The following is an 11,616-nucleotide window of genomic DNA, read 5'->3' on the forward strand; positions in this document are numbered from 1 at the left end:
CGTCATTAGCATCGCTCCCGCGGGACGCAACCACTTTTTTCGGCGCTCACCAATTTTGTTCGCCGCGATTGCTGCGGTCGATCGACATCAGGATGCCCAGGCACAGGAACACCGTCATCTGCGCGGAGCCGCCAAAGCTGACCAGCGGCAGCGGGATCCCTACGACCGGCGCGAGGCCCATCACCATCGCGAGATTGATCGCGACATAGAAGAAGATGGTGGTCGCGAGGCCGGCGGCGGTCAGCTTGGCAAAGCGGGTGCGCGCGCGCGTGCCGACGTTGATGCCCCAGCGGATGACCAGAAGATAGGCGACGATGATGAAGAGGCCGCCGAGCAACCCCCATTCTTCCGCCATGGTCGCAAACACGAAGTCGGTATGCCCTTCTGGCAGGTAATCGAGATGACTCTGGGTGCCGTTGAGGAACCCCTTGCCGGTGATCCCGCCTGATCCGATCGCGATCTTCGACTGGCTGATATGGTATCCGGTGCCCAGCGGGTCGCTTTCCGGGTCCATGAAGATGAGCACGCGATTGCGCTGATAGTCGTGCAGCAGGAAGTTCACGGCCAGTGGCGCCGCGATCGCGAGCGCCAGCCCGCCAACGACGAAGAGCCGCAGCGGAACGCCCGCCAGGAACATCACCGTCAGCCCGCCGCCGGTGATCATCAGCGCCGTACCGAGATCCGGCTGCAGCATGACGAGGGCGGCCGGCAGCCCGATGAGGATCGCAGCGGGCCAGATCGCGCCAAAACGCCGGGTCTCATTGGGCGGCAACAGTTCGTAGAAGCGCGCGCAGGCGAGGACGATTGCCGGTTTCATTAATTCTGAGGGCTGCAGCCTGATGAAGCCGAAATCGAGCCAGCGCTGACTGCCACCGCGTACCGCGCCGAGCAGTTCGACGGCGAAAAGCAGGACGACGATCAGAACATAGCCGGGGAGGGCGCCGCGCCGCCAGACATCCTCCGGCACGCGCGAGATCACGATCGAACCGCACAGGAACACCACGAACCGGACGCCTTGCGACAGAGCCCACGGGCGCACATTTCCGCTGGCGGCGGAATATAGGATGACAAGGCCGAAGCCGCCGATTGCGATGACCAGCAGCAACATGCGCCACGGCAGCCGCGTCAACGGTGCAGGAACGATCGACGGGCGGCTCATTGCGGATCCGACGGTTCGGTGGTGCCGACGCTCGCCGGGCCTGCGCCATTGGCAATGTCGCTGACGGTCGCCTCCTGCGCGGCATTCAGCGCGTCGGTTGCCTGACGCACGGCAGGCGCGCGTGTCGGCGCCGGTGCGTCGGTTTCCGTGGCGGCCGCTTGTGCGGGGGAGGGCGCGTTCGCGGCCGCGCGATAGGCGGCCTCCTGTGCAGCCATGCGCGTCCGGATGTCACCACCCCAGGTCGGCTCGACTTCGGCAAGCGCCTTTAGCGCGCGTTCCTTGTCGAACAGATAGGTCATGATGTCCCGCCCGATCATCGGCGTGTCGAGATTGCGGATGACGTGGCCGTTATGCTCGAGCACGATGGCTGCCGCATAGCGCGGCTTGTCCGCGGGCGCGAAGCAGATGAACAATGCGTGGTCGCGCAGCTTGAACGGCAGCTGGCCATTGCTAAGTACGCCGGACCGACGTTCCGCCATGGTGATACGTCGCACCTGCGCCGTGCCGGTCTTCGCCGCCAGCTCGATGCCCGGAAGGTACAATCGTGAGGCACCGCCCGTGCCGCCGCCATTGACCACTTTCCACATCGATTCGCGAACGATGCGGAGATGCTCTTCCTTATAGGGCAGGGGCGGCGCGCTATGCCGCAGGCGGTCCATCAACAGGGTGGGCTGGATCTGCCGACCGGACGCGATCCGCATCGCCATCACAGCGAGCTGAAGCGGATTGGCAAGGACATAGCCCTGACCGATCGACGCGTTCAGTGAGTCCGCGACCGTCCACTTCGTCTTGTACTTGCGCTCCTTCCACACGCTGTCGGGCACCGTGCCGTAGCGCTGCGTGGAGAAGGGCAGATCATATTTCTTGCCCATGCCGACGGCGCGCGCCACCGGCGCCACCTTGTCGTAACCGAGGCGGCGGATCATCTCGTAGAAATAGATGTCGCAGCTCTGCGCCACCGCGCTGCGCAGGTCCATCGGCCCATGCCCGCGCCGCCGGTGGCAGTGGAATACGCCGCTTCCGACCCGCATAGCCCCGCTGCAAAATACGCGTTCGTCCGGACTGACCCCGGCGTCCAACAGCGCGAGGCCATTCATAGGCTTCACGGTCGATCCGGGCGGATAGAGGCCCTGCGTCACCTTGTTCATCAGCGGAACGTGATCGTCCGCGGACAACATCTTCCATTCCAGGTGGCTGATCCCGTCGGAAAAGCTGTTGGGATCATAGGCCGGCATCGACACCATTGCGAGCATCTCGCCGGTCTCGCAATCGAACACCACGGCAGAACCTGAGTTCGTGCCCAGCCGCCGAGCGGCATATTCCTGCAATCCCGAGTCGATCGTCAGCTTCTGCGTCTTGCCGGGGACGTCCGGCCGCGTGGCAAGCTCGGCCACCAGCTTGCCCCGTGCGGTAACTTCGATCCGCTTGGCGCCGGGCTTGCCGCGAAGTTGCGGTTCCAGTGTCTTTTCAAGACCATCCTTGCCGACCTTGAAACCGGGAGTGAGCAGCAAGGGATCGCGCGTCTGCTTATACTGCTCCGCCGTGGCGCCGCCGACATAGCCGGTGAGATGCGCCACCGCCGCACCGCCGGGATAGTTGCGCGCAAACCCACGCGTCGGCGCGACGCCTGGCAGTTCTGGCTGGCGCACCTGAACCGCGGCAAAGCGCTCCCAACTGACATTCTCGGCTACTTTGACCGGCTGGAAACCCGCAGCCCGCTTCAGGTCGGCACGAACTCGCAGCAGATCCTCGTCGGTGAGCGCCAGTAGGTCGCGCAGCGCAGCGAGTGTCCGTTCCTCGTCAACCATCCGGTCGGGAATCAGATCAACGCGAAAGTCGGTGCGATTGTCTGCGATCGGCTGTCCGTGCCGATCAACCAGCCACCCCCGGCGCGGGGGCACGAGGGTCATGTTGACCCGGTTGTTCTCGCTCAGCAGATTATAGCGTTCGTTCTCGGCGATCGAGAGCCACGCCATGCGGCCGGCGAGCACGCTGCCGACGCCGATCTGCATCGCGCCAAGCAGCCATGCCCGGCGTGAAAACGTGTAGCCTTGCTGCGCCTCGGTGGCGATCCGTGGTGACCGGTTCATTCGGCAACGCGACGGCGATCAACCCAGGCAACGGCGCGAGCAGCGAGGGGGAAGAGGAGGATGGACACGATGATCTGGACCACTAGCACGCTATCAACCTGCGCGCCGAGGGGGGTTGCCAGAAAACGGCCGCCGATCAGACAAAATGCAATCCCGACCGCCGCGATCAGCCAATCCTGTGCGAACGCGCGGAAGATGGTTCGCTGATCGAACAGGTCGACGAGAAAGAAGGCGAGCGTCCAGAGCAGCATTGCGCTGCCGAGAGGCTGCCCACTCAGGCAATCGTCGAACAGACCGAGCAGGGCCGGCGCCCAGCGCCGCAGCGCCAGCGGCGCGAGCAAGCGCCACGACAACAGCATGAGCAGCCCGAAGGGCGGCAGCAGCGGCAGCGTAGCTACCACCGGAATGATCGTGACCAGCGATCCCGCCATCACCGTCAGCCACGGCAGCGCCCGCGCCGGTGATTGCTGCATCGGCGCCTGAAAAGGTTTTGGTGCCAAGTTCACGGCGCTGTCGTGCCCTCGGTCGGGGCGGTCTGCCCTGCCTGATCAACGCTGGCACGGGATGCAGGACGCGGCGGGGGCGGGAGGAATGGCGCGCTGACGATCGCGAAGTCGAACGTGTTCGCTTCGGCAAATGGTTGCGCCGGGGCGCTGTCAGCACCGGGCTTGACGACCTGCGCCACCAGCACGCCGGGCGTGTAGAGGCCGCCAATTCCAGAGGTGATGAAGCGATCGCCCGGCTTCAGCCGGGCGTTCGTTGTGCCTACCGAGCGGATTTCGAGCATTCCGTCGCCGCGGCCGGCCGCCAGAGCGGGGAGCCCGTCGCCGATCCGCTGCACCGGGATGACGCTTTCGGCGTCGATGGTCAGCAGGACCCGTGCGGAATTGGGACCTGCTTCCACGATCCGTCCGATCAGGCCGTCGGGGCCGCGTACTGGCATGCCGGGGCGGACACCCTGCCAGCGTCCCGCATTGAGGATGCCGAACCGGCGGGTGCTCGACGCACTGGAACTGACGATCCTGGCGGTTGCTACCGTGTCAGGCGTGGCTTCGCGCAACTTGAGCAGTCCGCGCAGCCGTCGATTGTCGCGCACGATGATGCGCGCCTGCACCAGCGCATCCCTGGTCCTTGCGGCTTCGGCGCGAAGTGCTGCATTCTCGCCATGTACCCGGAAATAGGTCGAGATCGTTTCCGGGACCGAAGCCACGCCGCGCACGATCGCCGACAGCCCCGTCGAGACCGGAGCGGTGATCTCGGTCGCGGCAGATCGGAGCGCCGCGAAGGCGGGCGGATTGAATTGCGAGAGGACGAGCAACACCGCACCGACCAACGCACCAGCGACGGCCAGGATGTAGCTCAAAAAGAGCGTATATTGCGCCCGTCGCGAGAAACCCGGGCGCCGGTCCCGCGGCGGCGCCATTCGCTATTCCTTCAGATCAGCCGCTTTGCAGCACGCCGCGATACATCGGATCCTCGAGCGCCCGTCCGGTGCCGAGCGCTACGCAGGTCAGCGGATCTTCCGCCACCGTCACCGGCAGGCCGGTCTCGTCGCGGAGCACTTCGTCCAGGCCCTGCAGCAGCGCGCCACCGCCGGTGAGCACGATGCCCTGGTCGACAATGTCAGCGGCAAGTTCAGGTGCCGTGTTTTCCAACGCAACCCGGACGCCCTCGACGATCGTCGCGACCGGTTCGGACAACGCCTCGGCAATCTGGCCCTGGTTGATCTGGATTTCCTTGGGCACCCCGTTCACCAGATCGCGACCCTTGATGTGGATCGTCATGCCGATGCCATCGGCGGGCGGCTTGGCAATGCCCACTTCCTGCTTGATTCGCTCGGCCGTGGCTTCACCGATCAGCAGATTGTGGTTGCGGCGCACGTAGCTGACGATCGCCTCGTCCATCTTGTCACCGCCGACGCGCACCGACGTCGTATAGGCAAGGCCGCGCAGCGACAGCACCGCGACTTCCGTCGTGCCGCCGCCAATGTCCACGACCATGCTGCCGATCGGTTCGGTCACTGGCATGTCGGCGCCGATCGCGGCGGCCATCGGCTCCTCGATCAGCCAGACCTGGCTTGCACCCGCGTTCGACGCCGCATCGCGGATCGCGCGACGCTCGACCTTGGTCGATCCCGACGGGACACAGATCACGATCTCAGGCCAGCGCATGAACTTGCGCTGCCCATGAACCTTGTAAATGAAACTCTTGATCATCTGCTCGGCGACATCGATGTCGGCAATAACGCCATCGCGCAGCGGACGGATCGCCTCGATGTTTCCGGGCGTCTTGCCCATCATCAACTTGGCGTCTTCGCCAACGGCCTTGACCTTCTTTATGCCGTTGATCGTCTCAACCGCCACCACGGACGGTTCATTGAGCACGATTCCGCGCCCACGAAGATAGACCACGGTGTTCGCAGTCCCGAGATCGATCGCCATGTCATGGGACATGAACTTGAAGAAACGCGAGAAGGCCATGTTCAGCTTAATTCCGTCCCCGAGTCGCCGGAGCGAGGTGCATCAATCATCCCGACGCCGCGGCCGCAAGTCGCTTGTTGGGCTTTGATCGTGCTGTCACGGGGTCGCGGGATGGCGCCGATTGGGCTAGGGGAGTGATGGTGTCAATACGTCGCCTCCCGGAACATCTGATCAACCGCATCGCCGCCGGTGAAGTGGTAGAAAGACCAGCCAGTGCGTTGAAGGAACTGGTTGAGAATTCTCTCGACGCCGGTGCGACGCGAGTCACGGTGCGGCTGGGGGAGGGAGGCCTCTCGCGCATCGAGGTGATTGACGACGGATGCGGGATGAGCGCTGCCGAAATGGCGCTGGCGCTGGAACGCCATGCCACGTCCAAGTTGCCGACGGACGAGATCGATCAGGTGGCGACGATGGGCTTTCGCGGTGAGGCCCTGCCCTCGATCGCCAGCGTGGCGCGGCTGACGCTGGAAAGCCGCGTGCGCGGCGCGGATGGATGGTCGCGGGTTACCGACAATGGCGTGGTGGTGGCTGACGGCCCGGCGGCGTTGCCGCCCGGCACGCGCGTTTTGGTGGAGGAACTGTTTGCCCGGGTGCCGGCGCGGCGCAAGTTCCTGCGTTCCGGCCGCAGCGAATATGCCGCGTGCCTGGACGTGGTCCGCCGCCTCGCCATGGCGCGTCCTGACGTTGCGTTCCTGCTGGAGCATGACGGCCGGCGGGTCCTGGCGGCGCTCCAGCCGGAGGATCGACCGGCCCGCGTTGCCGCGCTGACCGACCGGGCACTGAAGGAGAATAGCGTCGCGGTCGATCTGGAGCGCGAAGGTCTGGTGCTGGGCGGGGTGGCGGGCCTGCCGACGTTTCACCGCGGCGTTGCCGATCACCAATATCTTTTCGTGAACGGCCGCCCGGTGAAGGACCGGCTGCTGACGGGCGCGATCCGCGGCGCCTATGCCGAGATGATGCCGCGTGATCGCCACGCGGTGGTCGCCCTGTTCCTCGACGTGCCGCCAGGCGAGGTCGACGTGAACGTCCATCCAGCGAAGACCGAGGTCCGCTTTCGCGATCCTGCCACGGTGCGAGGGCTTATTGTTTCAGGGCTCCGCCGCGCGCTGGACATGGCGGGGCACCGAGTCGCGCACCGCGCGCCGGCCGATGCGATGGCGATGTTCCGGGCGGAGCCGAGTGGGGGCAGCACTGATGCCGCTTCATTCTTTGCAGCGCAGGGTGCTGCGGCGTTCACGCCTGAGGCGTCGGTCTATCCTGGCATCGGCAGTTTTGGTGGGGTGCGCGATCAGCGACCGACCTTCTTCTCGCCGCCGCCGCAGGCGCGTGCCGAGCCGGCCACCGCTGCTATCCCCGACACAGGCGATCACCCGCTGGGCGTAGCGCGCGGCCAAGTGGCGAAAACCTATATCGTTGCCGAGGCGGCGGATGGGTTGGTGATCGTCGATCAGCACGCCGCGCATGAACGGTTAGTGCTGGAGCGGATGCGCGCGGCGCTGGTCGGTGGGCGGGTTGCGGCGCAGGCCTTGCTGATCCCCGAAGTGGTCGAGCTGGACGAACCGGCTTGCGATCGAATGGAGTCGCGCGCGGCGGAACTGAGCGAACTCGGCCTGGATCTGGAGCGGTTCGGCCCCCGCGCCATGCTGGTGCGGGCGACCCCGGCCTTGCTGGGGCGCGGCGACCCGGCCGGCCTGGTGCGCGACCTTGCCGATGAACTCGCCGCCTTTGACGAGGCGCTGTCGCTACGTGAGCGGCTCGACGCCGTCGCCGGGACGATGGCGTGTCACGGTTCGGTGCGTGCCGGCCGCGTGCTGTCGGTCGCCGAGATGAACGCGCTTCTCCGCGAGATGGAGGCGACGCCGCATTCCGGCCAGTGCAACCATGGCCGGCCGACCTGGGTGAAGCTGGCGCTATCCGACGTCGAGAAGCTTTTCGGCCGAAAGTAGCGGCGGGCGTCAGCTTGCCGCCTTCGCCAGCCCCTTTGACAGTTGGAGCGCGCCGTGCAGCCGCGCCGCCGGATCGGCCCAGTTGCGGGTGAGCGCCAGCTTTGAATCGGGGCGCAGCTTCGCAATCCCGCCGAGCTTGTCGACATAGGCGAGCAAGCCCGGAACGTTGGGCGGCGTATCGTCGTGGAAGCTGACCAGCGCGCCCTTCGGCCCCACGTCCATCTTTGCGACGCAGGCCGTCTTGGCGTTCATCTTGATCTCGATGACCTTGACGAGATTGTCGGTCGCCTCGGGCAGCGGGCCGAAGCGGTCGATCATCTCGGCAGCGAAAGCCTCCAGCTCGCGCTTTTCGTCCAGCTCGTTGAGGCGGCGATAGAGCCCCATGCGAAGGTCCAGATCCGGTACATATTCTTCAGGGATGAGGATCGGCGCGTCGACCGTGATCTGCGGCGAGAAATCGCGCGGGCGATTGGCAAGGCCGCCGGCCTTGGCGTCCATGATCGCCTCTTCCAGCATCGACTGGTAGAGTTCGTAGCCGACTTCCTTGATGTGGCCGGACTGTTCATCGCCCAGCAGATTGCCGGCGCCGCGGATGTCGAGATCGTGGCTCGCAAGCTGGAAGCCCGCGCCGAGGCTGTCGAGATCGCTGAGAACCTTCAGGCGCTTCTCCGCGGCATCGGTCATCTGCCGTTCTGGCGGGGTGACCATATAGGCGTAGGCGCGAGTCTTTGATCGGCCGACGCGGCCGCGCAGCTGGTAGAGCTGCGCGAGGCCGAAGCGATCAGCGCGGTTGACGATCAGCGTGTTGGCGGACGGAATGTCGATGCCGCTTTCGATGATCGACGTGGAGATCAGCACCTCGAACTTCTTCTCGACGAAGGCGGACATGCGCTCCTCCACCTCGGTCGGCGCCATCTGGCCGTGCGCGATGACGTAGCGGATTTCCGGCACTTCCTTCCGCAGGAATTCCTCGATGTCGGGCAGATCGGCGATGCGCGGCGTGACGAGGAAGCTCTGGCCGCCGCGATAATGCTCGCGCAGCAGCGCCTCGCGCAGGACGACCGGATCCCAGGGCATGACATAGGTGCGCACCGCGAGGCGATCGACCGGCGGCGTCTGAATGACGGAAAGTTCGCGCAGGCCGGACATCGCCATCTGCAGCGTGCGCGGGATCGGCGTGGCCGTAAGAGTGAGGATGTGGACGTCGGCGCGGAGGGTTTTCAGCCGCTCCTTGTGAGTGACGCCGAACCGCTGTTCTTCATCGACGACAACCAAGCCAAGTCGCTTGAAATCGACATTCTTGGCGAGGAGCGCGTGGGTGCCGATGACGACATCGATCGTACCGTCGGCGAGGCCCTCCTTCACACGCTTCGTCTCGGCCGCCGCGACCAGGCGGGAGAGGCGGCCGATACGGATCGGGAAGCCTTCGAAACGGGCCATGAAGTTCTGGTAGTGCTGGCGCGCGAGAAGCGTGGTCGGGCAGACGACCGCTACCTGCATTCCTGCCATGGCGGCCACGAAGGCGGCGCGCAGCGCGACCTCGGTCTTGCCGAAGCCGACGTCGCCGACGATGAGCCGATCCATCGGCTTGCCGGCTGAAAGATCGGCGAGCGTTTCCTCGATCGCTCGATCCTGGTCGTCGGTTTCCTGATAGGGGAAGCGATCGACGAAGCTGGGATAACCACTGGAATCCGGCTCCGCGACCTCGCCGTGCCGCAGCGCGCGCAGCGCGGCAGTCGCGATCAGCTCACCCGCGATTTCGCGGATGCGCTCCTTCATCTTGGACTTGCGGCGCTGCCATGCCTCGCCGCCGAGTCGGTCGAGGCTCGCGCCTTCCTCGCCCGAGCCATAGCGGCTGAGGACTTCGAGGTTCTCGACCGGGACGTAGAGCTTGTCGCCGCCGGCATATTCGAGCTGCACGCAATCGTGCGGTGCCTTGGCGACGGGGACCTGAGTCAGCCCGACATAGCGGCCGATGCCGTGATCGGTGTGAACCACGAGATCGCCGGGCGAGAGCGTAGCGAGCTCGGCCAGGAAGGCATCGGCGGACTTGCGGCGCTTCGCACGGCGCACCAGTCGATCGCCCAGCATGTCCTGCTCGGTGAGAACCGCGACTTTGGGCGCGGTGAACCCGTGGTCGAGCGGGAGGACGATCAGCGCGACCTGGGTCTCGCCGACGCCCTGTGCCGCCTGCCACGTCTCGACCGGCTTTGCGCCGGTGAGGCCATGGTCCTTGAGGAGGTTGCCGAGGCGATCGCGCGCGCCGGTCGAATAGCTGGCGAGGACGGGCGTGCGCCCTTCCTTGCGCAGCTTCTCGACATGGTCGACCACCGCCTCATAGACGTTGGCGTGGACCGCGCGCTCGGGCGCGAAATCGCGCGGTCCGTCGACGTTGAAGTCTACCACGGTGGCCGATTTGGGCTCGTGAAACGGGGTGGTGACGTGCGCGGTCGCGCTGGCGAGCGCCTCCTCCCACTCCTTGGGTGGCATGTAGAGCGTCTTGGCGGGCAGCGCGCGGTAGCTGCCGGGCTGTGCCGCCTCAGCGCGCTTGCGGTTCTCGTAATAGTCGGCGACCGCCTCGAACCGCGCCTCGCCGGCGGCCTTCACGCCGCCGTCACGGACGACGAGCGCATCCTCGCCGAGATGGTCGAAAAGTGTCTCGAGCCGCTCCTCGAACAGCGGTAGCCAATGCTCCATGCCGGCGAGGCGACGGCCTTCGCTGACCGCCTGATAGAGCGGATCGCCGGTGGCGGTGGCGCCGAAGGTTTCACGATATCGTGCGCGGAAGCGCTTGATGCTTTCCTCGTCCAGCAGCGCCTCGGACGCGGGGAGCAGGGTGAAGCCGTTGATGTTGCCGGTGGTCCGCTGGTCCGCAGGATCGAAGGTGCGCACGCTCTCGATTTCGTCGCCGAAGAAATCGAGGCGAAGCGCCTGTGTCTCGCCCGATGGGAACAGGTCGACCAGCCCGCCGCGGACGGCATATTCGCCGGCATCGTGCACGGTGTCAGTGCGGACATAGCCATTGGCGGACAGCAGGGCGGCCAGCTTGTCACGCGCGATCCGCTCACCCGGCTTCAGGTTGGCGACAAGCTGTCGGATGCGGAACGGCGTCAGCGTTCGCTGGGTCGCGGCGTTGACGGTGGTGAGGACAAGCTGGGACCCCTTTGGCGTCGCCTGAAGCTTGTGCAGGGCGCCGATCCGCTCCGACATGACGCGCAGCGTCGGAGAGGCGCGATCGTAGGGAAGGCAATCCCACGCCGGAAATTCAACGATCTCGATTTCCGGCGCGAAGAAGCGCGCGGTGCCCGCAATCGCCCGCATCGCTGCTTCGTCCGGCGCGATGAAGACCGCGCGCGTCTTCGCCGCACGGGCGAGATCGGCAAGCAGGCTCGGCAGGAAGCCGGTCGGCACGCCCGACAGGGTGAGCGGCGTCTTGGCGGAAAGGATCGTCTTCAGGTCGGGCAAATGCGGGTCCGTTCGTATCGTGATGGCTGATCGCGCACCAGCGTCACTCCGCGCGTCCCTCGGCTTCGCCCGGGACGACCGGAGAGGAAAGGGTCAGGCGCCGGGCTGGCTCCCCGGGGTGGCGAGCGCGAAATCGACGCGGCGCATCGTCTGCATCATCTCGCCCTCCCATTCAGGTGGGCACGGGATGGAGCCGATCGCCCAGCCCATGATGTCCACGTCCTGCTCCTCCAGCAGCCGCTCGAACCATTGAAGCTGCTCCTCGGACCAGCTGGCGTGATGCGCATCGAAGAAGCCGCCAATCATGAAATCGGCCTCACGCGTGCCGCGATGCCAAGCGCGGAAACGGGTGCGCCGCAGTCGAGTCTCTTGATCCATCATGGCTCCAACGACGGTTGGCCGGCCGTGGTTTCGCACGGTCGGCTGCTATAATTCACCTGCTCGCCTGACAGGATCGATGCGAACGGCTAGGCGTG

The 11,616-nt window shown here is 65.8% G+C and carries 8 protein-coding genes; 1 reads left to right on the plus strand and 7 read right to left on the minus strand.

Annotation, left to right across the window (positions count from 1 at the left end; genetic code table 11):
- Positions 1 to 46: 46 nt before the first annotated feature.
- The 5 genes from rodA to K0S66_RS00720 form a co-directional block, all read right to left on the minus strand.
- On the minus strand, positions 47 to 1,159 hold the full coding sequence (gene rodA, locus K0S66_RS00700; protein WP_301073154.1) for a rod shape-determining protein RodA: 1,113 nt from the start codon (positions 1,157 to 1,159) through the stop codon (positions 47 to 49).
- Positions 1,156 to 3,249 carry a penicillin-binding protein 2 gene (mrdA, locus tag K0S66_RS00705; RefSeq protein ID WP_301073155.1) on the minus strand — a complete coding sequence of 698 codons (2,094 nt, stop codon included), beginning with the start codon at positions 3,247 to 3,249 and terminating at the stop codon, positions 1,156 to 1,158. The genes rodA and mrdA overlap by 4 nt, the downstream gene beginning before the upstream one ends.
- Positions 3,246 to 3,680, minus strand: coding sequence for a rod shape-determining protein MreD (gene mreD / locus K0S66_RS00710; RefSeq protein WP_301073156.1), 435 nt, complete (start codon positions 3,678 to 3,680; stop codon positions 3,246 to 3,248). Before mreD ends, mrdA begins: the two co-directional genes overlap by 4 nt.
- Positions 3,681 to 3,751: 71 nt before the next feature.
- Entirely contained in the window at positions 3,752 to 4,672 is a 921-nt protein-coding gene (gene mreC / locus K0S66_RS00715) for a rod shape-determining protein MreC (RefSeq protein WP_301073157.1), read from the minus strand.
- Between the two features lie 16 nt (positions 4,673 to 4,688).
- The gene (locus K0S66_RS00720) at positions 4,689 to 5,729 is read right to left on the minus strand and encodes a rod shape-determining protein (RefSeq protein ID WP_301073158.1); all 1,041 of its coding nucleotides are present in this window, start codon (positions 5,727 to 5,729) and stop codon (positions 4,689 to 4,691) included.
- 140 nt (positions 5,730 to 5,869) lie between these two features.
- Between K0S66_RS00720 and mutL the strand changes: the two genes are divergently transcribed.
- Positions 5,870 to 7,675: a DNA mismatch repair endonuclease MutL gene (mutL, locus tag K0S66_RS00725; RefSeq protein WP_301073159.1), complete on the plus strand. Its 1,806-nt coding sequence runs from the start codon at positions 5,870 to 5,872 to the stop codon at positions 7,673 to 7,675.
- A gap of 9 nt (positions 7,676 to 7,684) precedes the next feature.
- On the opposite strand, the gene mfd is transcribed toward mutL, so the two are convergent.
- Positions 7,685 to 11,140: a transcription-repair coupling factor gene (mfd, locus tag K0S66_RS00730; protein WP_301073160.1), complete on the minus strand. Its 3,456-nt coding sequence runs from the start codon at positions 11,138 to 11,140 to the stop codon at positions 7,685 to 7,687.
- 93 nt (positions 11,141 to 11,233) lie between these two features.
- Positions 11,234 to 11,518: a succinate dehydrogenase assembly factor 2 gene (locus tag K0S66_RS00735; protein ID WP_046411778.1), complete on the minus strand. Its 285-nt coding sequence runs from the start codon at positions 11,516 to 11,518 to the stop codon at positions 11,234 to 11,236.
- Between the last annotated feature and the right edge of the window lie 98 nt (positions 11,519 to 11,616).

This window comes from Sphingomonas sp. (genome assembly GCF_029239295.1).
Lineage (GTDB): Bacteria > Pseudomonadota > Alphaproteobacteria > Sphingomonadales > Sphingomonadaceae > Sphingomonas.

What these genes read in the sequence shown, in the direction of transcription:
- mreD (WP_301073156.1), bottom strand. Translation starts at nt 3,680, where the DNA reads ATGGCGGGATCGCTGGTCACGATCATTCCGGTGGTAGCTACGCTGCCG.
- K0S66_RS00720 (WP_301073158.1), bottom strand. Translation starts at nt 5,729, where the DNA reads ATGGCCTTCTCGCGTTTCTTCAAGTTCATGTCCCATGACATGGCGATC.
- K0S66_RS00735 (WP_046411778.1), bottom strand. Translation starts at nt 11,518, where the DNA reads ATGGATCAAGAGACTCGACTGCGGCGCACCCGTTTCCGCGCTTGGCAT.
- mrdA (WP_301073155.1), bottom strand. Translation starts at nt 3,249, where the DNA reads ATGAACCGGTCACCACGGATCGCCACCGAGGCGCAGCAAGGCTACACG.
- rodA (WP_301073154.1), bottom strand. Translation starts at nt 1,159, where the DNA reads ATGAGCCGCCCGTCGATCGTTCCTGCACCGTTGACGCGGCTGCCGTGG.
- mreC (WP_301073157.1), bottom strand. Translation starts at nt 4,672, where the DNA reads ATGGCGCCGCCGCGGGACCGGCGCCCGGGTTTCTCGCGACGGGCGCAA.